This window comes from Kitasatospora sp. Xyl93, from assembly GCF_055383135.1.
Genome location: NZ_AP029185.1, coordinates 3,482,514 through 3,507,718, shown reverse-complemented (window position 1 = coordinate 3,507,718; position 25,205 = coordinate 3,482,514). Strand labels below are relative to the sequence as shown.

The window sequence follows — 25,205 nt, the reverse complement described above, 5'->3', positions numbered from 1 at the left end:
GGGCTTGACGACCAGTGCTTGACGTCAACTTCTTCGACGAGCTCCGCATCGGCCTGGCCACCGCCGACGACATCCGCCAGTGGTCGCACGGCGAGGTCAAGAAGCCGGAGACCATCAACTACCGCACCCTGAAGCCCGAAAAGGACGGACTCTTCTGCGAGAAGATCTTCGGCCCCACCCGGGACTGGGAGTGCTACTGCGGTAAGTACAAGCGCGTCCGCTTCAAGGGCATCATCTGCGAGCGCTGCGGCGTCGAGGTGACCCGTGCCAAGGTGCGCCGCGAGCGGATGGGCCACATCGAGCTGGCCGCCCCGGTCACCCACATCTGGTACTTCAAGGGCGTGCCGTCCCGTCTGGGCTACCTGCTCGACCTGGCGCCGAAGGACCTCGAGAAGGTCATCTACTTCGCCGCCTACATGATCACCTGGGTCGACGACGAGCGCCGCCAGCGCGACCTGCCGTCCCTGGAGGCGCACGTCTCGGTCGAGCGCCAGCAGATCGAGAACCGCCGCGACTCCGACCTCGAGGCCCGCGCCAAGAAGGCCGAGACCGACCTGGCCGAGCTGGAGGCCGAGGGCGCCAAGGCCGACGTGCGCCGCAAGGTGCGCGAGGGCGCCGAGCGCGAGATGAAGCAGCTGCGCGACCGCGCGCAGCGCGAGCTCGACCGCCTCGACGAGGTGTGGGCCCGCTTCAAGAACCTCAAGGTCCAGGACCTCGAGGGCGACGAGCTGCTCTACCGCGAGCTGCGCGACCGCTTCGGCACCTACTTCTCCGGCTCGATGGGCGCGGCGGCCCTCAAGGACCGCCTCGAGACCTTCGACCTGGCGGAGGAGTCCGAGCGCCTGCGCGAGATCATCCGCACCGGCAAGGGCCAGAAGAAGACCCGTGCGCTCAAGCGCCTCAAGGTCGTCTCCGCGTTCCTGCAGACCACCAACAAGCCCAACGGCATGGTGCTGGACTGCGTCCCGGTCATCCCGCCGGACCTGCGTCCGATGGTGCAGCTGGACGGTGGCCGCTTCGCGACCTCCGACCTGAACGACCTGTACCGCCGCGTCATCAACCGCAACAACCGCCTGAAGCGCCTGCTCGACCTCGGTGCCCCCGAGATCATCGTGAACAACGAGAAGCGCATGCTCCAGGAGGCCGTCGACGCGCTGTTCGACAACGGCCGCCGCGGCCGTCCGGTCACCGGCCCGGGCAACCGCCCGCTGAAGTCCCTCAGCGACATGCTGAAGGGCAAGCAGGGTCGTTTCCGTCAGAACCTGCTCGGCAAGCGAGTCGACTACTCGGCCCGTTCGGTCATCGTCGTCGGCCCGCAGCTCAAGCTGCACCAGTGCGGTCTGCCGAAGGCCATGGCGCTGGAGCTCTTCAAGCCGTTCGTGATGAAGCGCCTGGTCGACCTGAACCACGCGCAGAACATCAAGTCGGCCAAGCGCATGGTCGAGCGCGCCCGTCCGGTCGTGTGGGACGTCCTCGAAGAGGTCATCGCCGAGCACCCGGTCCTGCTGAACCGTGCGCCCACCCTGCACCGCCTCGGCATCCAGGCCTTCGAGCCGCAGCTGGTCGAGGGCAAGGCCATCCAGATCCACCCGCTCGTCTGCACCGCGTTCAACGCGGACTTCGACGGTGACCAGATGGCCGTCCACCTGCCGCTCTCCGCGGAGGCGCAGGCCGAGGCCCGCATCCTGATGCTGTCCTCGAACAACATCCTGAAGCCGGCCGACGGTCGTCCCGTCACCATGCCGACCCAGGACATGGTGCTCGGTCTGTTCTTCCTGACCTCGGACCGCGACAACGTGAAGGGCGCCGGCCGCACCTTCTCGTCGACCGCCGAGGCGATCATGGCCTTCGACGCCCGCGACCTGGACGTCCAGGCCCCGATCGAGCTGCGCCTGCCGGCCGGCACCGTCCCGCCGCGCGGCTGGACCCCGCCGGTGGACGAGGAGGGCCAGTCGACCTGGTTCGACGGCGAGCCCTTCCGCCTGACCACCACCCTGGGCCGCGCGCTCTTCAACGAGCTGCTGCCCGAGGACTACCCGTTCGTCGACTACGAGGTGGGCAAGAAGCAGCTCTCCGCGATCGTCAACGACCTGGCGGAGCGCTACCCCAAGGTCGTCGTCGCGGCGACCCTGGACAACCTGAAGGCGGCCGGCTTCCACTGGTCGACCCGCTCGGGTGTCACCGTCTCGATCTCGGACGTCATCGTCCCGCCGAGCAAGCCCCAGATCCTGGAGGGCTTCGAGGCCAAGGCGGAGAAGGTCCAGAAGCAGTACGAGCGCGGTCTGATCACCAACGACGAGCGCAAGCAGGAGCTCGTCGGCATCTGGACCCAGGCGACCAACGAGGTCGCGGACGCCATGGCCGCGAACTTCCCGAAGACGAACCCCATCTTCATGATGGTCGACTCGGGTGCTCGTGGAAACATGATGCAGATGCGCCAGATCGCCGGTATGCGTGGTCTGGTGTCGAACGCCAAGAACGAGACCATCCCGCGACCCATCAAGGCGTCGTTCCGTGAGGGTCTGTCCGTGCTGGAGTACTTCATCTCCACCCACGGTGCCCGTAAGGGTCTGGCCGACACCGCCCTGCGTACCGCCGACTCCGGTTACCTCACCCGTCGTCTGGTCGACGTCTCCCAGGACGTCATCATCCGCGAGGAGGACTGCGGCACCGAGCGCGGCCTGAAGCTGTCGATCGGCTCCGTGGGCGCGGACGGCGTGCTGCGCAAGGCCGACGACGTCGAGACCAGCGTCTACGCCCGCATGCTCGCCGAGGACATCACCGTCGACGGCAAGCTGCTGGCCACCGCCAACACGGACCTCGGCGACGTCCTGATCGACGAGCTGATCCGCCACGGCATCGGCGAGGTCAAGACCCGCTCGATCCTGACCTGTGAGTCGGCCGTCGGCACCTGCGCCATGTGCTACGGGCGCTCGCTGGCCACCGGCAAGCTGGTCGACATCGGTGAGGCGGTCGGCATCATCGCCGCCCAGTCCATCGGTGAGCCCGGTACCCAGCTGACCATGCGTACCTTCCACACCGGTGGTGTGGCCGGTGACGACATCACCCAGGGTCTGCCGCGTGTCGTCGAGCTCTTCGAGGCCCGTACCCCCAAGGGTGTGGCCCCGATCTCGGAGGCCCAGGGCCGGGTCCGCATCGAGGACACCGAGAAGACCCGCAAGCTGGTCGTCACCCCCGACGACGGCACCGACGAGATCGCCTACCCGGTCTCGAAGCGTGTGAAGCTGCTGGTCAGCGAGGGCGAGGCGGTCGAGGTCGGCCAGAAGCTGACCATGGGTGCCACCAACCCGCACGACGTCCTGCGCATCATGGGCCAGCGTGCCGTCCAGGTCCACCTGGTCGCCGAGGTCCAGAAGGTCTACAACTCGCAGGGTGTGTCGATCCACGACAAGCACATCGAGATCATCATCCGGCAGATGCTCCGCCGCGTGACGATCATCGAGTCGGGCGACGCCGAGCTGCTGCCCGGCGAGCTGGTCGAGCGCGGCCGCTTCGAGCAGGAGAACCGCCGCGTCGTCGCCGAGGGCGGCCACCCCGCCTCCGGCCGTCCGCAGCTGATGGGTATCACCAAGGCCTCGCTGGCCACCGAGTCCTGGCTGTCGGCCGCCTCCTTCCAGGAGACGACCCGGGTCCTCACCGACGCGGCGATCCACGCCAAGTCGGACCCGCTGCTGGGCCTCAAGGAGAACGTCATCCTCGGTAAGCTCATCCCGGCCGGTACGGGTCTGCCCCGCTACCGCAACATCCGGGTCGAGCCGACCGAGGAGGCCAAGGCCGCGATGTACTCGGCCGTCGGCTACGACGACTACGACCTGTCGCCCTTCGGCGCCGGCTCCGGCCAGGCGGTCCCGCTGGACGACTACGACTACGGCCCGTACACCGGCTGAGTCGCGCGTCACCGACCGCAGGGCGGTCACCCTCACGGGGTGGCCGCCCTGCGGCGTTCCCGGGCCTCCTCCGGGGGCGCCGGGGCGCGGCCGCGGGCCGGTCGGCAGAACCCGGTTAGGACATTCGGCCGAAGTCGCGTAGAGTCGTGTTCACCGACGCGGGGTGGAGCAGCTCGGTAGCTCGCTGGGCTCATAACCCAGAGGTCGCAGGTTCAAATCCTGTCCCCGCTACTAGTTCGAAGGGCCCGGAGGCATCTAGCCTCCGGGCCCTTCGGCGTTCCCGGGCCCTTCGGTGTTCCGGAGGGCCCGGCCCGCGCGGTCGGATTTTCGGTGGCCGCGGCCGGGCCGGCGGCCGTACCGTCCGGGCTATGAACGCGAAGCGGCCCCTGATCGCCGTCCTCACCGGTGCGGGCATCTCGACGGACTCCGGCATCCCCGACTACCGCGGCCCGAACGGGGTGTGGCAGAAGGACCCGTCGGCGCAGGAGCTGGTCACCATCGGGCCGTACCTGGAGGATCCGGAGGTCCGGCGGCGCGCCTGGCGGATGCGGTTGGAGACGGACGCGGTGGCCGCCGAGCCGAACGCCGGGCACCGGGCGCTGGTCGACCTGGAGCGCTCCGGGCTGCCGCTGCGGGTGCTCACCCAGAACATCGACGGGCTGCACCAGAGGTCCGGGCTGACCGCCCGCAAGGTGCTCGAACTGCACGGCAACACGCGGGAGACGCAGTGCCTGCGCTGCCGGGTGGTCGGGTCGATGGCGGACGCGCTGGCGCGGGTCGGGGCGGGGGAGCCGGACCCGGCGTGCCGGGAGTGCGGGGGGATCCTCAAGCCCCGCATCGTGATGTTCGGCGAGAACCTGGACCCGGAGGTGCTCGGGCAGGCCGACTCGATCGTCCGGGCCTGCGACGTCTTCATCGCGGTCGGCACCAGCCTCCAGGTGTTCCCGGTGGCGGCGCTGCCGTACGACGCGGTGAGGACGGGGGCGGAGCTGATCATCGTGAACGCCGAGCCGACGCCGTACGACGAGGCCGCGGCCGAGGTGATCCGGGAGCCGATCTCGCGGGCGCTGCCGGAGCTGGTCCGGCGGCTGGTGCTGGAGCGGGCCTGAGCAGGGCCGGAAGGATCGGCTTCCCGTACGCACCGCATGCGTACGATGATCCTTCCGGCTTTCCCCCTCATGGCCTGGAGTGATCGACCGATGACGACGACGGCGAAGTTCGACCCCTGGTCGGCGGCGTTCGTGGCCCACCCGTACGACGCGTACGCCGAACTGCGCGAACACGCGCCGGTGACGTACTTCGAGCCGACGAACCAGTGGCTGGTCTCGCGCCACGACGACGTCAGCGCCCTGCTGCGGGACCGGCGGCTGGGCCGCACCTACACCCACCGCTTCAGCCACGCGGAGTTCGGCCGCCCCGAGCCCGACCCGGCGCACGAGCCCTTCCACACCCTGAACGACCACGGGCTGCTGGACCTCGAAGGGCCGGACCACACCCGGCTGCGCCGGCTGGTCTCCAAGGCCTTCACCCCGCGCATGGTCGAGGGACTGCGCCCCACCGTGCGGCGGCTGGCCGGCGACCTGGTCGACGAGCTGCTCGCGGCCGGCGGCGGCGACCTGGTCGCCACCGTCGCCGAGCCGCTGCCGGTCGCCGTGATCGCGGAGATGCTCGGCGTGCCGGAGGGCGACCGGCACCTGCTGCGGCCGTGGTCCTCCGACATCACCGGGATGTTCGAGCTCAACCCGACCGACGAGGCCGCCCGCCGGGCCGTCACCGCGAGCACCGAGTTCTCCGACTACCTGCGCGCCCTGATCCGCGAGCGCCGGGCGAATCCGGGCGACGACCTGATCAGCGCGCTCGTCCAGGCCCAGGAGGGCGCCGACGCGCTCAGCGAGCAGGAGATGGTCTCCACCTGCGTGCTGCTGCTCAACGCCGGCCACGAGGCGACCGTCAACACCACCGGCAACGGCTGGTGGGCGCTGTTCCGCAACCCCGGGGAACTCGCCCGGCTGCGCGGCTCGGTGGACGAACTGCTGCCCACCGCCGTCGAGGAGCTGATGCGCTGGGACACCCCGCTGCAGATGTTCGAGCGCTGGGTACTGGAGGACATCGAGGTCCGCGGCGTCACCATCCCGCGCGGCGCCGAGATCGCCCTGCTCTTCGGCTCCGCCAACCGCGACCCCGAGCGCTTCGCCGACCCGGACCGCCTCGACCTCGGCCGCACCGACAACCCGCACATCACCTTCGGCGCCGGAATCCACTTCTGCCTCGGCGCCCCGCTTGCCAGACTGGAGCTCACCGAGTCCTACGGCACCCTGCTGCGCCGGGCCCCGGGCCTGCGGCTGGTCCGCGAGCCCGAGTGGAACCCGGGCTACGTGATCCGCGGGCTCAAGGAACTGGTGGTCGAGGTCTGACGGAGCAGAGGGGGGAACGGCCGTGGGCAAGGCGACGGGGACACTGCTGGGGCTGGCGATCGGGGACGCGCTCGGCCGGCTGACGGAGTTCAGGACCGTCGAGGCGATCGCGGCCGACCATCCGGACTGGCGGCGGCTCCCGCTGCCCGGCAGGGCGCTGGTCACCGACGACACCCAGATGACGCTCGCCCTGGCCCGCGGTCTGCGCACCGCCCTGGCTCGCGGCCCGCTCACGCCGCTGCGGCTGGAGCGGCCGGTCCGGGAGGAGTTCGTCGACTGGTGGCGCTCCCCGGAGAACAACCGCGCCCCCGGCATGACGTGCCTGCGCTCCTGCGAGCGGCTCAGCCGGCAGGAGTACCGCTGGCAGCAGGCCTCCGACGTCGGCTCCAAGGGCTGCGGCGCCAACATGCGGGTCGCCCCGGTCGGGCTGGTCCGCGAACTGGACGCCCGGCAGCTCTCGGGCGCCGCCCAGCTGCAGTCCGGGCTCACCCACGGCCACCCCACCGCGCTCGCCGCCGCCGACCTCACTGCGTACGCCGTCCGCAGGCTCGCCGAGGGCCTGCCGCCGGCCGGAGTGCCCGCGGTGCTCCGGGCCCACGCCCTGGCGAGCCGGGAGCGGTACGACGAGTTCTGGCTCGGCGACCTCGCCGACCACTGGTACGGCGCCTCGCCGCAGGCGGTCCTCGCCCGCGGCTGGGACGACTGCCTCAAGGTGCTCGACCGCCTGGACGCGGCGCTCGCCGCACCCGATGTCGAGGCGGACCCCTGCCTGGCCACCGGTGAGGGCTGGGTCGCCGAGGAGGCCCTCGGCACCGGCCTGCTCTGCTTCCTGCTGCTCCCGGACGACCCGGTGGCGGCCGTCCGCCGGGCCGCGTACTCCAGCGGCGACTCCGACTCGCTGGCCTGCCTGACCGGTGCCTTCGCGGGTGCCCACCACGGCGAGGCGGCCTGGCCGGCCGACTGGGTGGAGCGGATCGAGCACCGCGACGAACTGCTGGAGTTCGGGGCGCTCTGGGACTGAGCCGGCGCCGGGGGCGGGCGGAACCGGGTGGCGGGGCGGTGCGTCGAAGGGCCATGACGAACCGCAGCACCGCAACCCGTCGTACCCTCCGCCGGCCGGCGGCGCTCCTGCTCGCGGCCGCGCTCGCCACGCCGCTGCTGGCCGGCTGCGGCAGCACCGCCCCCGCGCCCGTGGAGCTCCGGGCCTCCCCGCCCACCGGCCGGCCGACCGTCGACCCGGCCCAGGTGGCCGCCACCGCGGCCGCCACCGACGCCTTCGGCCTGGACCTCCTGCACGTCCTCACCGCCGAGCCGGACGCCGCCGGGAGCAACCTCGTGGTCTCCCCGTCCGGCCTGGCCACCGTGCTCGCCATGCTGCTGCCCGGCGCCCGCGGCGCCACCGCCGAGGAGCTGGCCAAGGCCCTGCACACCGGGCTCGACCCGCAGCAGTACGCGTTCGCCACCGGCGCGCTGAACCGGCCGGTCCCGGCCACCGACAAGCTCACCCTGCGCCGCAGCGACGACGTCTGGACGCAGCGGGGCCTGGCCGTCGAGCCGGACTACCTGGCCACCCTGGCCGGCGCCTTCGGCACCGGGGTGCACCAGGCCGACTTCGCCAAGGACCCGGACGGGGCCCGCAAGTCCGTCAACGCGGCCGTGGAGAAGGCCACCGACGGCCGGATCAAGGACCTGTTCGGCCGGGAGGCGATCAACCCGAGCACCCGGCTGGTGCTCACCGACGCGCTCTACCTCAAGGCCAGGTGGGCCTCCGCCTTCAAGCCCTCGCACACCGCCGACCGCCCGTTCCACAAGCTCGACGGCTCCGCCCCGGCCGTCCCCACGATGGGGCAGACCGGGGACTTCAAGTACGCCGACGGCTCCGGCGGGATCGTCGGCGAGCCCTGGCAGGCCGTCGAACTGCCGTACGCGGACGGCGGGTTGGTGATGGACCTGATCGTCCCCGCGCAGGGCGGCTTCGCGGCCTTCGCCAAGGGCCTGGACCAGGCGCAGCTGGACTTCATCCTCGGCGCCCTCGCCGAGCGGCCGGTCGACCTCCAGCTGCCGCGCTTCCGCTTCGACACCTCGAAGGAGCTCGGCTCCGCGCTGCGCTCGCTCGGCGTGCGGGCGGCCTTCGGCGCGGCCGACTTCAGCGGCATCGCCAAGGACCCGCTGGCCGTCGGCACGGTGGTGCAGAAGGCCACCATCGAGGTCGGCGAGGACGGCACGGTCGCGGCGGCCGGCAGCGGTGTCGGAATGGACGTGGCGGCGGCGCCGAACGCCGAACGGCCGGTCCAGGTGCACCTGGACCGGCCGTTCCTGTTCCTGATCCGGGACACCCGGGGCGGAGCGCCGCTGTTCCTCGGCCAGGTCACCGACCCGCAGGCCGGGTAGCGCCGGCTCGCCAGACCGGGCCGCCCCGGCTCACCAGGCCGGGTAGCGCCCGCCGAGCCCCGGGTGCAGCGGGTCGCGGCTGCCGAAGAGCACCAGCAGGTCGTCCGCGACCTGCCGCAGCTCCGTCCGGCCCTCGACCGCCCCGGCCCACTCGGCGGGCAGCGCCGCGGCGCCGTACGCGGCCCCGACCAGGTTGCCGCAGACCGCGCCGGTCGAGTCGCTGTCCCCGGAGTGGTTCACCGACAGCAGCAGCGCGGTGCGGACCGGGTCGGGGTCCAGGGTGGCCGCCAGCAGCGAGTACACCGCGATGGCCAGGCACTCCTCGGCGATCCAGCCGAGCCCGACTCGCTCCACAGTCTCGGCCGCCGGCTCGGCCTCCTGGGCGAGCCGCACCGCCCGGGCCAGTGCCTGGACGGTCTCCTTGGAGCTCGGCAGCTCGCGGATCTGCTCCACCGTCTCGCCGACCGCCGCCCACGGCTCGGTGCCGTCCACGAGCCGTTCGACCAGCGCCGCGAAGGCGCCCGCCGCGAGGTAGCCGGTCGGGTGGCCGTGGGTGAGCTGGGCGCACTGCACCGCCAGCCCGAAGGACTGCTCGACGCCCAGCCGGGCCAGCCCGAACGGCGCCGAGCGCATCACCGTGCCGCAGCCCTTGGAACCCGGGTTGATCGGCCCGTTCAGCCCGATCGCGGACGGCGCCTCGAACACCGGGTGCTCGGACACCCCGCTCAGGCAGGCGTTGCCGGGCGCGCGCCGCGCGTACAGGAAGGGCCGGCTCAGCAGCCAGCCGTCGTACGGGCGGGGCTGCGGCCCGGCGTCCGGCGCGCCCTGGTACTGGGTCCGCAGCCAGCGCCGGTAGGCACCGTGGACGGCCTCCGGCACCGAGCCGCCGCCGCCCGTCCAGCCGCGGACGAAGCCGCGGATCAGGCCCTCGGCGGTGAACAGCGTCATCTGGGTGTCGTCGGTCACCTCGACCGGCCCGGGCCCGGCCGGCAGCGAGGTGACGCCCTGCGGCCCGTACCGGTCCTGGATCTGGTGGAGCTGCTGGAACTCCACCGGCCAGCCCAGCGCATCGCCGATCGCTCCGCCGAGCAGCGCTCCGCGCACCCGGTCCCGGTATCCCGACTCCGCCGCCGGCTCCGTCACGTCGAGTCCCCCTTCGTTCGTGGCGGACTACGTTCTATCAGGTCCCCCAGGGAGCCGGGCGGCTCATGTGGATCTTGCGCGGGTCGGGCGGGGGATCGGTGCGGACGGCCCCGGGCGCCGTCCGACCCGCCCTCAGCGGCGGATCGCCCCGGCGCGTCCGTGCAGCGCGGCCCGGTCGGCGGCGGCGCGGCCGGCCGCCCAGCCCACGCCGTCGCTGACCCGCACCCGCTGCGAGACCAGCTTCGGGAAGAGCCGGCCGACCTCCTCGTCCACCGCCTCGGAGCGGGCGGCCAGCGCGGGCAGCAGCCGCTCGTCGGGCAGCAGCTGCTCCTCGGTGCCGTCCTCGCGCAGGTGCCGCCCGGCCGCGGCGGCGCTGGTGGCGCGCTCGGTCGCGGCCGTCAGCCGCTCCCGGATCCGCGCCGCGTACGCGACCAGGAAGGACTGCCGGAACGCCTTGCTGCGCGAGTCCTTGCGGGAGCCCGCCTTGTTGAGCGCGTGGGTGGCCTGCACCAGCAGCGAGGTGTAGAGCAGTTCGACGCCGTCCAGGTCGCCGTCGAAGCCGACCACGGTGCAGAAGCCGAACTCCTTCGCCCACACCACCCGGCACCGGTTGGCCGCCGCGACCGCGTCCAGCAGCATCGTCTTGGGGCCCTCGTACGGGTTGTCCACCCCGATCCGCAGCGCCGCCGGGGTGTCGCGGTCGGCGCCGGCCGCGGCCAGCAGCGCGTCGTCGATGCTGTGCTGGGCCATCAGCTGCTGGGCCTTGGCGGTCAGCGCCTCGGCCTCCTCCGGGTACTCGGTGGACTCGGCCTTGGCCAGCAGCGCCCGGATCCGCGCCAGCATCCGCGGCTCGCCGGCCGCCGGCGCCGGGTGCCGCTGCCGCACGGCCTGCCCGGGGGCGGGCCCCACCGGGGCGATCGGCGGCAGCCGGCCCCAGGTGCGCAGCAGTTCCAGGGCCGCGGTGGCGAGCGCGAAGCGGTCCAGCCGGTGCCGGTGGGCGAAGGCCCCCAGGTACTCCTCGTCGCCGGACCACCACACCTCGGCCTCCAGCTCGCGCAGCTGCTCCCGCCAGCGCCGGTCCAGGGCGGCCGCGGGGTGGCGGCGGCCCTCGGCGGCGATCAGGTCCACCGCGAGGGCCAGGTGGACGGGCTTCAGCTCGCGCCGCACCACCCGGACCAGGTCGGCCGGGCGCCATCCGGCGGACCAGCAGCGGCCGACGGCGGTGTCCGCGTGGCCGAGCAGCGCCCGGCCGACGTCGGGCCACTGCCCGGCCGAGGCGGCCAGCAGCGAGGCCCCGGTGTCCAGGGCGAGGTCCAGTGCGTCGTCGGGGGCCGTCAGCACCGACCGCACCGCCTGCTCCAGCAGCGGCCCGGCGGTCCCGGCCTGCTGCGCGCGCTCGCCCACGGTGTGTCCCTGCTCTCCTCGACGGTCCGGCCTCCTGCCCATGATGCCGGAGCGGTGGCGCGAACCGTCCGGAGAGCGGGCCGGTGAACCGTTTCTCCGGGCGGGTGGGCGGGAGCCGCCCCGACGCCTGGCGAGACGGTTCGGGCCTCGCCCGGCGGGATCAGCGCTCGATGGCCTTGGCCAGGATCTCCGGCGTGCGCTCCAGCAGCCGGCCGGCCGCCAGCCGCACGCCCAGCGTCGCGACCAGCGCGCCGTACAGCGGGCCGACCAGCAGCACCGGCCAGCTCGGCCCGTCCGCGACCAGCGCCCAGGCGAGGTAGCCGCCGACCGGCAGCGCCAGCACCGTGACGCCGACCATCGAGCCGAACTGGTTGAGCAGGATCAGCCCGCCCTGCCCCGGGGCGGCGTTGCGCATCGGATTGCTGTCGGCCGGCATGGTGTACGGCGCCAGCACGCTGAACACCGATCCCAGCGCGATCCCGCAGCCGAGCAGCGTCAGCGCCAGGCCGAGCGCGGGCGGCAGCTCGCTCCACCGGCCGGTGACGGCCGCCAGCACCAGCCCGAGCACCACCGTCACCGGAACGGCGTACGAGAGCACCGCGTACGCCCGTCCGCGCAGCTCCGACCGGGCGTCGGCGGGGGTGCGCAGGGTGGCGGCGACCATCCAGAACGCCGAGCCGTCCATGCCGAACAGGTTGAGCATCTGCAGCCCGAGGAACACCCCGGTCATCGCCAGCAGGTAGACGCTCGCCCAGCCCTGGACCATCGACAGCACGCAGATCACCAGCGTCATCCCGATGCTGGTGAACAGCGCCGCCTTGGCCCGCGGCTCGCGCCAGGCGTACCGCAGGTGCCGCTGCATCACCGCCCCGGTCCGGCCCTGGGGCAGGAAGCCCCAGCCGCGCGAGCCCTCTACGCCGCGCGCCACCTCCAGAGTGGAGGAGTCGGCGGTCACCATCAGCTCCTGCAGGCTCCGCCGCCACCAGCGCAGCAGCAGCGCCAGCAGCGCGGCCGCCGCGGCGAGCTGGAGCAGTGCCAGCCCGTACCGGCCCTCGCCGGCGGTGCGCGGCGCGTCGGCGGCGCTGATCGGCGGGATCCAGCGCAGCACCGAGGCGATCGGCTTCAGCGGGGAGAGGTCGATCGGCCCGCCCCGGCGGCCGAGGATGCTCTGCGAGCCCACGTTGGCGACCTGCACCAGCAGCGCGAAGGCCAGCCCGCCGAAGATCGCGAAGTCCTTGCCGCGCCGGCTGGAGAGCATCCGGGCGTTGCCCGCCGCGACCGCCCGGGAGAGCGTGACCAGGCAGAGCACCGCGAGCGGCACACCGGCCACCGCGACCGCGGCCGAGGCGCCGCCGGCCGCGCCGGCCAGCACCGCGCCGGTCACCAGCACCAGGCTGATCAGCGGCCCCGGCCCGATCAGCGCGGCCAGCAGCGAGCCGCGCAGCAGCGGGCCGGGCCGCAGCGGCAGCATGGTCAGCCGGGTCGGGTCGGCGCTCTCGTCGCTGGAGAAGAGGAACAGCGGCAGTGCGGCCCAGCTCAGCGTCAGCACGCCGAGCAGCATCGTCCCGGCGTCCCCGGAGCCCGGGTAGCGGCCGTTCAGGGCGGCCATGGCGACGGCGATGCCGGTCGCGAAGGCCAGGCCCACGACACCGCCGATCACGTAGACGGTGGTCCGGCCGGGGCTGCGCCGCAGCCCGTTGCGCAGCAGCCGCAGCTTGAGCGCCACCAGGGCGCGGACCACCGTCCGGCCGTCGGGCACGGCGGGTGTCGTCGCGCCGCTCATGCGCCCGCCTCGCTGCGCTCGGCAGGGGCATTCGCCCACGCGTACCTCTCGACGGTTCGCTCGCTCCGCTCGCTCATGCGCCCGCCTCGCTGCGCTCGACGGCGACCTCGCTCCGCTCGTTCACCGGTCGCCCCCGGCCGCTCCGCCGCCGAGCCAGCCGAGCGCCTGCCCGTCGTCCTCGCGCACGCCGATCAGCTCCAGGAAGGCCTCGTGCAGGCTGCGCCCGCCGCGGACGGAGTCCAGTGGGCCCTGGGCGATCACCCGGCCGGCGTTGACCACCGCGACCCAGTCGCACAGCTGCTCGACCAGCTCCATCACATGGCTGGAGAAGACCACCGTGGACCCGGCCGCCGCGTACCGCTTGAGCACCCCGCGGATGGTCTGGGCGGACACCGGGTCGACGCCCTCGAAGGGCTCGTCCAGGAAGAGCACGTCCGGGTTGTGCAGCAGCGCGGCGGCCAGGCCGATCTTCTTGCGCATGCCGGTGGAGTAGTCGGCGACCAGCTTGTCGGCGTCCCGGCCGAGGTCCAGGACGGCCAGCAGCTCCTCGGCCCGCCGGTCCACCTCGGCGCCGGGCAGGCCGCGCAGCCGCCCGGTGTACTGGAGCAGCTCGCGCCCGCTGAGCCGCTCGAACATCCGCAGGCCCTCGGGCAGGATCCCGATCCGGGCCTTGACCGTGACCGGGTCGGCCCACACGTCGGTGCCGTGCACCAGAACGGTGCCCTGGTCGGGCCGGAGCAGCCCGGTGACCATCGACAGCGTGGTGGTCTTGCCGGCGCCGTTCGGCCCGACCAGGCCGATGAACGCCCCGGCCGGCAGCTCCAGGCTCAGCCCGGCCACGGCGGCCTGGGTGCCGAAGTGCTTCCAGAGCCCCTGGATGCTGACGGCGGACGGGGTTCCCGGCCCGGGGAGGTCGGAGGACGGCGGCGCTGACGCCTGCATGGCGGCCTTCTCTGCTCGTGGAGGTGGACGGGAGGAGACCGTGGTGCGAGGCCCCCGCGGCTCAGCCTGGCACTCCTCGAACGGGCTGTCGCCCGAGTTGAGCATCCTCTGAGTACATCCGCCGACCGGGTAAGGCCGGCCGGCAGCGCCTCCGGGTGACTACTGGGCCGATTCGGCAACTACTCAGTTCGTTCGTTCGTCCTGCACTATGAGGGAGCAGTGACGTGCGCGGGGGTGCCGCGCTACCGGGAGGTGGCGGATGTCCGTACAGCCATGGGGCGAGCCGGGTTCCGGCTACCCGCCCGGCAAGCGGCCGGCGGGGGGCTGGCAACCAGCGCCCGCGGTCTCGTCGCAGGCCGCGATGCGGGCAGGCCACGCCGACCGGGACCGGACGATCGACGTGCTCAAGGCCGCGTTCGCCGAGGGCCGGCTCTCCGTCCAGGAGTACGAGCAGCGCCACGAGGCCGTGGCCGCGGCACAGACCTACGGCCAGCTGGCCGCGCTGGTGGCCGACCTGCCCTCCGGGCCGATGACGGCGCCGCCGGTCACCGCGCCGCAGCCGATCCCGGCGACCTTCCTCCTGGCGCCTCCGCCTCCGCCTCCGCTCCGTACCACCAGCGCGCTGGCGGTCACGTCGTTGGCGCTCAGCCTGATCGGCTTCTCCCTGCCCGCCGTGGTCACCGGCCACATCGCGCGGTCACAGATCCGGCAGCGCGGCATGGACGGCGACTGGGCGGCCGTCCTCGGCCTGGTCATCGGATACCTCGGCACCGCGTTCTGGACCTTGATGATCCTGCTGGGTACCGTCTGATCCTGCTGGGCACCGCCTCCGTAGGCGGCGGAGCACACCGGCCGACCGGGTCCACGGGCCGCCATCGGGAGGGTGCCGTTAGTCCCTCAGGGCTCGGTTCGGTACGGTCTTCTCGTCCATGGCTGACCGTTGCCTGTTACATCTCGTCGATGCGAGCACCCACCGCCCCCGGCCGTGGGCGCCGCACGCCGAGTTCGGACCGACCCCGAAGGCCCATTTCCAGATGATGATCACTGCCGTCAAGAGCATCGCCGAGCGGCTTGCGTCCACGCCCCGGCGGCTGTGGGCGGTCGCGTTCGCGATCCTGTTCGCGCTGAGCGCGTCCTGGTCGCTGGCGACTCCGATCGGCGGCTCGCCGGACGAACCCGCGCACCTCATCCGGGCGGGCGCCGTCGCCCGAGGACAGGTCAACGGTGAGGAAATCATGATCCCGCACACGGTCGGCGGGATCAAAGGCTACTGGGCCGAGAGCGGGGTGGAGCTCCCGCGGATCTACGAGGACGTGGCGGACACCCACTCGTGCTACGCCTTCAAGCCCTGGCAGTCGGCCGACTGCGCACCCTCGCTCAAGCAGCGCTCCGGGACGACCGAGGTGACCACGTCGGCGGGCCGCTACCACCCGGCGTACTACTTCGCCGTCGGCTGGCCCAGCCTGCTGCTCCCGGGCAAGACGGCCTTCTACCTGATGCGCCTGATCTCGGCCGTGATCTGCTCCGCCCTGGTGGCGAGCGCGGTGGTCTCCGCGGCGGAGTGGCGGCGACGTTCCCTCGGCCTCCTCGGAGTGGTGGCGGCCGCCACCCCGATGTCGCTGTTCATGTTCGGCGTGGTCAACCCGAGCGGTCCGGAGATCGCCGCGGGCATCCTGGTCTGGAGCGCCGCCGTCGCGCTGCTGATGAACCCGGACCCACAGCTCCTGAGCCGCCGTGTCGCCCGGCTCGGCATCGGCGCGATAGTGCTGATCAGCATCCGGCCGCTCGGCCTGATCTGGTTCAGTGGCGCGGTCTTCTTCGCTCTGCTGCTCGGGCGCAAGGACGCACTGGCTTCGATCCTGCGGCACAGGGCGACCTGGGCCTGGAGCGCTCTGACCGCGGTCTCGGCCGGCGTGGCCCTCGTCTGGTCCTCGGCCCACCCCGACCACTCGGTCATCAACGCCCCGAGCGGTTTCACTCCGTTGTCCGCGGCCCGTCAGACCTTCGACAACGGTCTGCTGTACATGAAGCAGATGATCGGCTACTTCGGCTGGCTGGACGCCGAACCCCCGGCGGCGACGCTGCTGCTGTGGTGCGGCGTGGCGATCGCCCTGGTGCTGCTCGCGCTCTGCTACGCGCGGCTCAGGGACGCCCTGGCCGTCCTGGGCATCCTGGCCGGGATCGTGGCCATACCGCTGGTGGCCCAGGCCATGCAGGCGCGGGAGGTCGGCATGATCTGGCAGGGCCGCTACCTGCTGCCGTTCGCCGTCGGGCTGCCGATCGTGTGCGTCGCGATCTGCCATGAGCGGCTGCCGGGAGGCGGTTTCTCCTGGCGCCGGCTGATGGTGCTCTGCTCCGGCGCGCTGGCCCTGGCCGACTTCGCGGCGTTCGTCTGGGCGCTGCGCCGCATGGCGGTCGGTACCGGCGGGTCGTTCTTCATCAGCCCGGCCCACTGGGCGCCGCCGTTCGTGGGCTGGCAGCCCTGCGTGCTGGTGTACGGGATGGCCGCGGTGGCACTGGGGCTGCTCGTCGTCCTGTCGGACCGGAAGGGGACCGACCAGGAGCAGGACGAGTCGTCGTCCGCCGGGACGTCCGGGGACGGCGCCGGCGACGGGAACACCCCGCTCGCCGCCGTCCGCGCAGAGGCGTAGGGTTTCGCCGTGCGGGGGGTCTCGGTCGTGGTATGGGGGCCGCCCGCGCCGTTTCCCGTTCCGTTTCGAGGCCTGGCCCCGCGACCTGCGGCGTTGCATTTGTTTTGACCGCGCCCGATGCGCTAGGTACGCTCTGACCTTGTGCCTGGGGTGTCCCCGGGTCCTTGTGCGTGCATGCACACCGGTCGCCGCGCCGAGCCGGAGCGCTTCCCAGCGCGCCGCGCGTAGAGCGCCGTCGCTGTACATCAGCTCATGGGATTCCGTGTCGTAACAAGCCCAACACACCCGACCGCGTGGGTCGACCACGGGGCCGTGTGCGAGGGAGACACCGCAGGTTAGTTCCACCAAGCCTTGGCACACAGAAAACGGAGAAACGGTGCCTACGATCCAGCAGCTGGTCCGAAAGGGCCGGCAGGACAAGGTCGAGAAGAACAAGACTCCCGCGCTGAAGGGTTCCCCGCAGCGCCGTGGGGTCTGCACGCGTGTGTACACGACCACCCCGAAGAAGCCGAACTCGGCTCTCCGCAAGGTCGCCCGTGTGCGCCTCACCAGCGGGATCGAGGTCACCGCTTACATCCCGGGCGAGGGCCACAACCTGCAGGAGCACTCCATCGTGCTGGTGCGCGGTGGTCGTGTGAAGGACCTTCCTGGTGTCCGCTACAAGATCATCCGCGGTTCGCTCGACACCCAGGGTGTCAAGAACCGCAAGCAGGCCCGCAGCCGCTACGGCGCCAAGAAGGAGAAGTAAGAATGCCTCGTAAGGGCCCCGCCCCGAAGCGCCCGGTCATCATCGACCCGGTTTACGGCTCCCCGGTCGTCACCCAGCTGGTCAACAAGATCCTGCTGCACGGCAAGCGCTCCACCGCCGAGCGGATCGTCTACGGCGCCCTCGAGGGCGTCCGTGAGAAGACCGGCTCTGACCCGGTCGTGACGCTGAAGCGCGCGCTGGAGAACGTCAAGCCGGCCCTCGAGGTCAAGTCCCGCCGTGTCGGTGGCGCGACCTACCAGGTTCCGGTCGAGGTCCGTCCGGGCCGCGCCAGCACCCTGGCGCTGCGCTGGATGGTCGGTTACTCCCGCGCCCGTCGCGAGAAGACCATGACCGAGCGCCTGATGAACGAGATCCTCGACGCCAGCAACGGTCTGGGCGCTTCCGTGAAGCGTCGCGAGGACACCCACAAGATGGCCGAGTCCAACAAGGCCTTCGCGCACTACCGCTGGTAGTCCGTACCCCGTCACTAGACAGAGAGAGAACGAGCCACCATGGCTGCAACCTCCCTTGACCTCGCCAGGGTCCGCAACATCGGGATCATGGCGCACATCGACGCGGGCAAGACCACCACCACCGAGCGGATCCTGTTCTACACCGGTGTCTCGTACAAGATCGGTGAGGTCCACGATGGCGCTGCCACCATGGACTGGATGGAGCAGGAGCAGGAGCGCGGCATCACGATCACGTCGGCCGCGACGACCTGTCACTGGACCGTCGACGGCGTCGACAACACCATCAACATCATCGACACCCCGGGTCACGTCGACTTCACCGTCGAGGTGGAGCGTTCGCTGCGCGTCCTCGACGGTGCCGTGACGGTGTTCGACGGTGTCGCCGGTGTCGAGCCCCAGTCCGAGACCGTGTGGCGGCAGGCTGACCGCTACGGCGTCCCGCGCATCTGCTTCATCAACAAGCTGGACCGCACGGGCGCGAACTTCTTCTTCTGCGTCCAGACCATCGTGGACCGCCTCGGCGCCACCCCGCTGGTCATGCAGCTCCCGATCGGTGCCGAGTCGGACTTCCAGGGCGTTGTCGACCTGGTCCGCATGAAGGCTCTGGTCTGGTCCGCCGAGGCCGCCAAGGGCGAGATGTACGACGTCGTCGACATCCCGGCCGACCTGCAGGAGCAGGCCGACGAGTACCGCGAGGCGCTCATCGACACGGTCTCGAACGTCAGCGACGAGATCATGGAGCTCGCCCTCGAGGGCGAGGAGATCCCGGTCGAGCTGCTGCAGGACGCGATCCGCAAGGGCACCCTGAACTCGGACTTCACCCCGATCTTCTGCGGTACCGCCTTCAAGAACAAGGGCGTCCAGCCCCTGCTCGACGCGGTCGTCAAGTACCTGCCGTCCCCGCTGGACATCGAGTCCATCGAGGGCACCAAGCCGGGCGACGACACCGTCAAGATCTCCCGCAAGGCCTCGGACGACGAGCCGCTCGCCGCGCTCGCGTTCAAGATCATGTCGGACCCGCACCTCGGCAAGCTCACCTTCGTCCGGGTCTACTCGGGCCGCCTGGAGTCCGGCACCTCGGTGCTGAACGCCGTGAAGGGCAAGAAGGAGCGCATCGGCAAGATCTACCGCATGCACGCGAACAAGCGTGAGGAGATCGACTCGGTGGGCGCCGGCGACATCATCGCCGTCATGGGCCTGAAGCAGACCACCACCGGTGAGACGCTGTCCGACGAGAAGAACCCGGTCATCCTGGAGTCCATGGACTTCCCGGCCCCGGTCATCCGCGTCGCGATCGAGCCCAAGTCCAAGGGTGACCAGGAGAAGCTGGGTGTCGCCATCCAGCGTCTCGCCGAGGAGGACCCGTCCTTCCAGGTCAACACGGACGAGGAGACCGGCCAGACCATCATCGCGGGTATGGGCGAGCTGCACCTCGAGGTGCTGGTCGACCGTATGCGCCGTGAGTTCAAGGTCGAGGCCAACGTCGGCAAGCCGCAGGTCGCGTACCGCGAGACCATCCGCCAGGCGGTCGAGCGCATCGACTACACCCACAAGAAGCAGACCGGTGGTTCCGGTCAGTTCGCCAAGGTGCAGATCGCGATCGAGCCGCTCGAGCAGGCCGAGGGCTACGAGTTCGTCAACCAGGTCACCGGTGGCCGCGTTCCGCGCGAGTACATCCCGTCGGTCGACGCCGGTTGCCAGGAGGCCATGGAGTTCGGCATCCTCGCCGGCTACCCGCTGCAGGGTGTCCGCGTGAAGCTGCTGGACGGCCAGGCGCACGACGTCGACTCCTCCGAGCTCGCGTTCAAGATCGCCGGTTCGATGGCCTTCAAGGAAGGCGCGAAGAAGGCCAAGCCGGTCCTCCTCGAGCCGATGATGGCCGTCGAGGTCACCACGCCCGAGGACTACATGGGCGACGTGATCGGCGACATCAACTCTCGCCGTGGCCAGATCCGGTCCATGGACGAGCGTCACGGTGCCCGCGTCGTCTCGGCGCTGGTGCCCCTCTCCGAGATGTTCGGCTACGTCGGTGACCTGCGCAGCAAGACCTCTGGTCGCGCGAGCTACTCGATGCAGTTCGACTCGTACGCCGAGGTTCCGAAGAACGTGGCGGACGACATCATCGCCAAGGCCAAGGGCGAGTGACGTCCCGATAATCGGGACGATAACGAAGCCTTAGGCTATTAGGAGGCAACCCGGGAGGATCCGGTCGGATCCTCCCGGGGCCTCCGGCCCCCCCACCAGCGGGACGGCACGGGATGTCCTCCGGACAACCCGCACCAAAACCGATTTCAGACCAACTGACGTCAGCACGGCGTACAGGAACTGTCCTCAGGAGGACTCAGTGGCGAAGGCGAAGTTCGAGCGGACGAAGCCCCACGTCAACATCGGCACCATCGGTCACATCGACCACGGTAAGACCACGCTGACCGCGGCCATCACCAAGGTGCTGCACGACGCGTACCCGGAGATCAACCCCTTCACGCCGTTCGACCAGATCGACAAGGCGCCGGAGGAGCGGCAGCGCGGTATCACCATCTCCATCGCGCACGTCGAGTACCAGACCGAGGCGCGCCACTACGCCCACGTCGACTGCCCGGGTCACGCCGACTACATCAAGAACATGATCACCGGTGCCGCCCAGATGGACGGCGCCATCCTGGTGGTCGCCGCCACCGACGGCCCGATGCCGCAGACCAAGGAGCACGTCCTCCTGGCCCGCCAGGTCGGCGTCCCCTACATCGTCGTCGCCCTGAACAAGGCCGACATGGTGGACGACGAGGAGATCCTGGAGCTCGTCGAGCTCGAGGTCCGCGAGCTGCTCTCCGAGTACGAGTTCCCGGGCGACGACCTGCCGGTCGTCCGCGTCTCCGCGCTGAAGGCGCTGGAGGGCGACAAGGAGTGGGGCGAGAAGCTCCTCGGCCTGATGCACGCCGTCGACGAGGCCATCCCGACCCCGGCCCGCGCCGTCGACCAGCCGTTCCTGATGCCGATCGAGGACGTCTTCACGATCACCGGTCGTGGCACCGTCGTCACCGGTCGTATCGAGCGTGGCATCCTCAAGGTCAACGAGACTGTCGACATCATCGGCATCAAGGAGACCAAGACCACCACCACGGTCACCGGCATCGAGATGTTCCGCAAGCTGCTCGACGAGGGCCAGGCCGGTGAGAACGTCGGTCTGCTGCTCCGCGGCATCAAGCGCGAGGACGTCGAGCGCGGCCAGGTCATCATCAAGCCGGGTTCGGTTACCCCGCACACCGACTTCGAGGCCCAGGCCTACATCCTGTCGAAGGACGAGGGTGGCCGCCACACCCCGTTCTTCAACAACTACCGCCCGCAGTTCTACTTCCGTACCACGGACGTGACCGGCGTCGTGACCCTCCCCGAGGGCACCGAGATGGTCATGCCGGGCGACAACACCGCCATGACCGTCGCGCTGATCCAGCCCGTCGCCATGGAGGAGGGCCTCAAGTTCGCCATCCGTGAGGGTGGCCGCACCGTCGGCGCCGGCCAGGTCACCAAGATCGTCAAGTAATCTGACGTTCTGACCTGCCTGCCTCGTACAGGCTCAGTCCGCAGGGCCCCGCGCACTCCTGGTGCGCGAGGCCCTGCGGCGTGTCAGGGTATCGAATCGACGGAGATCAGGTACTAGGTCCGTTGAGAGTGCCCTTAGAATGGGCTGCTATCCTGCCGCTCATTGGCTCTCCCCCGCCGCCGTCCGCGATGCTCAGGGTACGGAGGGGGAAGGATTCCGGCCGGTGGGACGACCCGGCGGTCCATGCCTCCCAACCGCTTTCGGATTACATGGGGACAGGCGAAAAGGATGCTCAACGCAGTGGAGCAGGGAGTCGGGCGGACCGGGGAGCCGGCGCCGCTGTTGTCGGTCGTCATGCCGATCTACAACGAGCAGGAGGCGCTGCCGCTGACCGTGCGGCGCCTGCGCCCGATCCTCGACGGCCTCGGGATCACGTACGAAGTGGTCGGCATCGACGACGGCAGCACGGACGCCACCCCGGTGCTGATGCAGAAGATCCACCAGGACTGGCCGGAGTTCCGGATCGTCCGGTTCGCCCGCAACTCCGGGCACCAGGCCGCCCTCACCGCCGGCATCCACCGCGCCTTCGGCGACTACGTCGTCTCCATCGACGCCGACCTCCAGGACCCGCCGGAGAAGATCCCCGAGATGCTCTCGCTCGCGCGGGAGCGGGACCTCGACATCGTCTACGGCGTGCGCGGCGACCGCGGCACCGACACGATCTTCAAGCGCCGCACCGCCGGCGCCTACTACTGGCTGATGCGCAAGCTCGTCGGCAAGAAGATGCCCAACCAGGCCGGCGACTTCCGGTTGCTCAGCCGTGCGGCGGTGAACGCCCTCAAGGCGATGCCCGAGCACCAGCCGGTCTACCGGTTGCTGGTACCGTGGCTCGGCTTCCCGAGCGGCGAGGTCGTCTACGTGCGCGAGGAGCGGGTCGCGGGCGCGACCCACTACCCGCTGTCCAAGATGGTCCGCCTCGCCGTCGACAGCGTCACCAACTTCTCCGCGAGTCCGCTGCGGCTCGCCACCTGGCTCGGGCTGCTGAGCTTCCTGCTCTGCTTCGCCCTCGGCGTCTACACCGTGGTCATGTACGCATTGGACAAGACCGTCCCCGGCTGGTCTTCACTGTTCATGGGCATGCTGTTCCTCGGCGCGGTGCAGCTCGTCTGCATGGGCCTCCTGGGCGAGTACGTCGGCCGCATCTACTCGGCGGCCCAGGCCAGGCCGGCCTACTTCGTCGGCTACGACTCGGCGGAGGGGCCCGACCCCGCGACGGCTCGTCGCAGCGCGTCCTGCACGGGCTGACCGGAGTCGTTCCGCCGCCGGTCGACAGACCGCCGCCGGCCTCCGGGCCGTGCCGCGGGCTGTGAGCTTGGACGAGAGAACGGACACCATGCATACGAACAGCACTGCGACTGGAGCGCCGGCCACCGGAGAACGTCCGGGTGTCCCGGCGCCGTCCGGCGGCGCGGCGGACGGGGGACCCGGGGCCCGCGCCTTCTGGCGGTTCCTCCCCGCAGTCTGCGCGTACCTGTTCCTGGTGGGACTGCTGCTGGCCGCGGACACCAGGATCGGCGACGTCGCCCGGTACACCTTCTACGCGGGCTGGGGCGTGGTGCTTCCGGGCACCCTGGTCTTCCGGGCCCTGCGCAGGCGTCCGCACACCCTGCTGGAGGACCTCGTCTTCGGCGCGGTGACCGGGCTGGTGCTGGAGCTGGCGGCGTGGGCGGTCCTCGTCGGCGCGGGCCTCCAGTCGGTGGCGGTCGGGTGGCCGCTCGCCGTGGTCGTCCCGTTCGCGCTCGTCCCGGCCCTGCGCCGGCACTGGCGCGTCGGCGGTTACCGGCGGCAGTCCCTCGGCCTCTCCTGGTCGATGGCCGGGCTGGTGGGCCTCACCAGCCTGTACTACTACCTGGTCTTCCTGTCGAAGTTCCCGGTCCTGGCGACGGACGAGAAGTCACGGCTGTTCGGTGACATGCCGTACATGCTGTCGCTGGCGGCCAACGCAAAGCAGCACGTGCCGCTGACCTTGCCGCAGGTGGCGGGGGAACCGCTCCACTACCACTGGTTCACGTTCGCGCACATGGCGATGACCGACATGGTCGGCCACATCGACCTGCCGGTGGTCGAGACCAGGCTGCTCGTCCCCGCGTTCGTCGCGCTCGGCGCGCTGATGACGGCCGTGGTGGCCCAGCGGATCACCGGTCGGGCGTGGGCCGGTCCGCTCGCCGCGCTGCTGCTCTTCGCGGTCGGGGAGTTCACCGCGGTCTACCCGAACACCGTGATGAGCTGGACCTTCGGCGCGCCGGCCATCCGGTTGATGTCCTGGTCGAGCATGTCGCTGACGTACAGCCAGCCACTGCTGATCGCGCTGGTCGGCGTGGTCGCCGACAGGCTCCGCAGGGTCGGTCCGGGCGACGCGGACGGGCCGTCCAGCGCCCCGGAGTTCGGGCGGGGAGCCTTCGTCCTGACGGCGATGTTCGCGACCGCCTCCAGCGCGGCCAAGGCGAGCACCCTCCCGGTGGCACTCGCGGGCCTGGCCGTCGCCGGCCTGGCGGTCCTGATCAGGACCCGGCGCATCCCCTGGACGGTCGTCGGGCTGGGTGCGGTCATCGCGGGGGCCCAGCTGTTCGCGACGGCGGTGATCTTCGACTTCGAGAGTTACGGCCTCGAGGTCCTCCCCTTCGGCAACATCCAGAAGTACTGGACCGAACCCCTGGAAGGGCGGCCGGTGCTGCTTCAGAGCGGTCTGGTCGCGCTCGTCCTGATCGCCTTCTTCCTGAACCACCAGATCAAGCTGCTGGGCGCGGTGCCGCTGCTGTGGCGGCGCAGGCTCCGGCTGAACGCGGAGCAGTGGTTCCTGATCGGCGCGGTGGTCGCCGGTCCGGCGGCCTACCTGATGGTCAACGGCTACAACGCCAGCTACTTCACCATCTCCGCGATGCCCTTCGGGGCGGTGCTGTCCGCCTGGGGGTACTGTGAGGCCTTCGAACGGGCCACGCTGCCCAGGGCCGCCAAGTCCGCCCTGGCCGTCGGCGCGGTGGCCCTGACCGGGCTGTTCACGTGGCTCTCGTACCGGTACTCGGCGGACTGGGAGGCCTTCCTGCGCGAGCACACCGGGGACGGCACCGGCACCGAGTCGTACACGCCGCTGCTGCCGGCGCTGAGCGTGGCGGCCGCGTTCGCGGTACTGGCGGTGCTCCTGGGGCTGCTCTGGCGCCTGTTCTCCAGGGCGGCGCGCGGCCTGCGGCGCCGGGGCGGGATCGTCCTGCTCACCGCCGGACTGACGCTCGGCACCCCGGGCCTCGCCCTCGACGCCATCCAGGCCCACGAGTCCCCGTGGGACGGCAGTTGGGTGATGCCCGCGAGCCAGGTGAACGCCGCGCGCTGGATTCGCTCGCACAGCGCGCCCTCGGACATCCTGGCGACGAACAGCCACTGCTGGCAGTACGAGGACTACGCGGACGGTCTGCCGTGCGCCAACTACCGTTCGCACTGGCTCGGCGCCTACTCGGAGCGCTCGGTCCTCATCGAGGGCTGGGCGTACGCACCGAGACTGATGTCCAGCTCGAACGGGTCGTCGGCCTCCGGTTCGCCGTTCTGGGACACTGAGTTGTTCCAGCTCAACGAAGCCGCGTTCTACGCGCCGACGCCGGACGTCCTGAACCGGCTGCACCGTGAGCACAAGGTCCGCTACCTCGTGGTCCAGCGGATGGCGGGCGCCGAGTCGCCACAGCTGAAGAACCTCGCCAAGCCGGTGTTCGACAATGACCGGGTGGCTGTGTACGAGCTCTCCTGACCCGACGAACGAAG

General features: G+C 71.1%; 17 protein-coding genes and 1 tRNA gene. 14 read left to right on the top strand and 4 right to left on the bottom strand.

Annotated elements, in window-relative coordinates:
- Positions 1–14: 14 nt before the first annotated feature.
- From ACZ5GH_RS15545 to ACZ5GH_RS15520, 6 genes are all read left to right on the top strand, one after another.
- Positions 15–3,908: a DNA-directed RNA polymerase subunit beta' gene (locus tag ACZ5GH_RS15545; RefSeq protein WP_387756283.1), complete on the top strand. Its 3,894-nt coding sequence runs from the start codon at positions 15–17 to the stop codon at positions 3,906–3,908.
- A 157-nt stretch (positions 3,909–4,065) separates the two neighbouring features.
- A tRNA-Met gene (locus ACZ5GH_RS15540) sits at positions 4,066–4,139 on the top strand.
- Between the two features lie 137 nt (positions 4,140–4,276).
- Complete coding sequence (locus ACZ5GH_RS15535) at positions 4,277–5,017, top strand: SIR2 family NAD-dependent protein deacylase (RefSeq protein WP_387756285.1); 741 nt, start codon at positions 4,277–4,279, stop codon at positions 5,015–5,017.
- A 90-nt stretch (positions 5,018–5,107) separates the two neighbouring features.
- Positions 5,108–6,322 carry a cytochrome P450 gene (locus tag ACZ5GH_RS15530; protein ID WP_464334511.1) on the top strand — a complete coding sequence of 405 codons (1,215 nt, stop codon included), beginning with the start codon at positions 5,108–5,110 and terminating at the stop codon, positions 6,320–6,322.
- A gap of 22 nt (positions 6,323–6,344) precedes the next feature.
- A complete protein-coding gene (locus ACZ5GH_RS15525) occupies positions 6,345–7,343 on the top strand; it encodes an ADP-ribosylglycohydrolase family protein (protein WP_464334510.1) in 999 nt (332 codons plus the stop codon).
- 53 nt (positions 7,344–7,396) lie between these two features.
- On the top strand, positions 7,397–8,713 hold the full coding sequence (locus ACZ5GH_RS15520; protein WP_464334509.1) for a serpin family protein: 1,317 nt from the start codon (positions 7,397–7,399) through the stop codon (positions 8,711–8,713).
- A 30-nt stretch (positions 8,714–8,743) separates the two neighbouring features.
- Here the strand turns inward: ACZ5GH_RS15520 and ACZ5GH_RS15515 are convergent, their stop codons facing one another.
- The 4 genes from ACZ5GH_RS15515 to ACZ5GH_RS15500 form a co-directional block, all read right to left on the bottom strand.
- Positions 8,744–9,856, bottom strand: a complete 1,113-nt coding sequence (locus ACZ5GH_RS15515; protein WP_387756293.1) for an ADP-ribosylglycohydrolase family protein — start codon at positions 9,854–9,856, stop codon at positions 8,744–8,746.
- A gap of 132 nt (positions 9,857–9,988) precedes the next feature.
- Entirely contained in the window at positions 9,989–11,260 is a 1,272-nt protein-coding gene (locus ACZ5GH_RS15510; protein WP_387756295.1) for a DUF2786 domain-containing protein, read from the bottom strand.
- Between the two features lie 160 nt (positions 11,261–11,420).
- The gene (locus ACZ5GH_RS15505; protein WP_464334508.1) at positions 11,421–13,043 is read right to left on the bottom strand and encodes a transporter; all 1,623 of its coding nucleotides are present in this window, start codon (positions 13,041–13,043) and stop codon (positions 11,421–11,423) included.
- 120 nt (positions 13,044–13,163) lie between these two features.
- Positions 13,164–13,985 (bottom strand): ABC transporter ATP-binding protein, encoded by an 822-nt coding sequence (locus ACZ5GH_RS15500; RefSeq protein ID WP_464334507.1) that lies wholly within the window; start codon positions 13,983–13,985, stop codon positions 13,164–13,166.
- A 259-nt stretch (positions 13,986–14,244) separates the two neighbouring features.
- On the opposite strand from ACZ5GH_RS15500, the gene ACZ5GH_RS15495 reads away from it, so the two are divergent.
- From ACZ5GH_RS15495 to ACZ5GH_RS15460, 8 genes are all read left to right on the top strand, one after another.
- The gene (locus ACZ5GH_RS15495; RefSeq protein WP_464334506.1) at positions 14,245–14,796 is read left to right on the top strand and encodes a DUF1707 and DUF4190 domain-containing protein; all 552 of its coding nucleotides are present in this window, start codon (positions 14,245–14,247) and stop codon (positions 14,794–14,796) included.
- A 223-nt stretch (positions 14,797–15,019) separates the two neighbouring features.
- Complete coding sequence (locus tag ACZ5GH_RS15490) at positions 15,020–16,636, top strand: DUF2142 domain-containing protein (RefSeq protein ID WP_464334505.1); 1,617 nt, start codon at positions 15,020–15,022, stop codon at positions 16,634–16,636.
- Positions 16,637–17,012: 376 nt separating this feature from the next.
- Positions 17,013–17,384 carry a 30S ribosomal protein S12 gene (rpsL, locus tag ACZ5GH_RS15485; protein ID WP_014144289.1) on the top strand — a complete coding sequence of 124 codons (372 nt, stop codon included), beginning with the start codon at positions 17,013–17,015 and terminating at the stop codon, positions 17,382–17,384.
- Between the two features lie 2 nt (positions 17,385–17,386).
- Complete coding sequence (gene rpsG / locus ACZ5GH_RS15480) at positions 17,387–17,857, top strand: 30S ribosomal protein S7 (protein ID WP_030055803.1); 471 nt, start codon at positions 17,387–17,389, stop codon at positions 17,855–17,857.
- Positions 17,858–17,896: 39 nt separating this feature from the next.
- Positions 17,897–20,002 carry an elongation factor G gene (fusA, locus tag ACZ5GH_RS15475; RefSeq protein WP_387756307.1) on the top strand — a complete coding sequence of 702 codons (2,106 nt, stop codon included), beginning with the start codon at positions 17,897–17,899 and terminating at the stop codon, positions 20,000–20,002.
- A 199-nt stretch (positions 20,003–20,201) separates the two neighbouring features.
- Complete coding sequence (tuf, locus tag ACZ5GH_RS15470) at positions 20,202–21,395, top strand: elongation factor Tu (RefSeq protein WP_355253441.1); 1,194 nt, start codon at positions 20,202–20,204, stop codon at positions 21,393–21,395.
- Positions 21,396–21,683: 288 nt separating this feature from the next.
- On the top strand, positions 21,684–22,700 hold the full coding sequence (locus tag ACZ5GH_RS15465; protein ID WP_464334504.1) for a glycosyltransferase family 2 protein: 1,017 nt from the start codon (positions 21,684–21,686) through the stop codon (positions 22,698–22,700).
- Between the two features lie 235 nt (positions 22,701–22,935).
- Positions 22,936–25,191: a hypothetical protein gene (locus ACZ5GH_RS15460; RefSeq protein WP_464334503.1), complete on the top strand. Its 2,256-nt coding sequence runs from the start codon at positions 22,936–22,938 to the stop codon at positions 25,189–25,191.
- Positions 25,192–25,205: the final 14 nt, after the last annotated feature.

What these genes read in the sequence shown, in the direction of transcription:
- ACZ5GH_RS15535 (WP_387756285.1), top strand. Translation starts at nt 4,277, where the DNA reads ATGAACGCGAAGCGGCCCCTGATCGCCGTCCTCACCGGTGCGGGCATC.
- ACZ5GH_RS15530 (WP_464334511.1), top strand. Translation starts at nt 5,108, where the DNA reads ATGACGACGACGGCGAAGTTCGACCCCTGGTCGGCGGCGTTCGTGGCC.
- ACZ5GH_RS15520 (WP_464334509.1), top strand. Translation starts at nt 7,397, where the DNA reads ATGACGAACCGCAGCACCGCAACCCGTCGTACCCTCCGCCGGCCGGCG.
- ACZ5GH_RS15505 (WP_464334508.1), bottom strand. Translation starts at nt 13,043, where the DNA reads ATGAGCGGCGCGACGACACCCGCCGTGCCCGACGGCCGGACGGTGGTC.
- ACZ5GH_RS15500 (WP_464334507.1), bottom strand. Translation starts at nt 13,985, where the DNA reads ATGCAGGCGTCAGCGCCGCCGTCCTCCGACCTCCCCGGGCCGGGAACC.
- ACZ5GH_RS15495 (WP_464334506.1), top strand. Translation starts at nt 14,245, where the DNA reads ATGTCCGTACAGCCATGGGGCGAGCCGGGTTCCGGCTACCCGCCCGGC.
- ACZ5GH_RS15490 (WP_464334505.1), top strand. Translation starts at nt 15,020, where the DNA reads ATGATGATCACTGCCGTCAAGAGCATCGCCGAGCGGCTTGCGTCCACG.
- rpsG (WP_030055803.1), top strand. Translation starts at nt 17,387, where the DNA reads ATGCCTCGTAAGGGCCCCGCCCCGAAGCGCCCGGTCATCATCGACCCG.
- fusA (WP_387756307.1), top strand. Translation starts at nt 17,897, where the DNA reads ATGGCTGCAACCTCCCTTGACCTCGCCAGGGTCCGCAACATCGGGATC.
- ACZ5GH_RS15465 (WP_464334504.1), top strand. Translation starts at nt 21,684, where the DNA reads ATGCTCAACGCAGTGGAGCAGGGAGTCGGGCGGACCGGGGAGCCGGCG.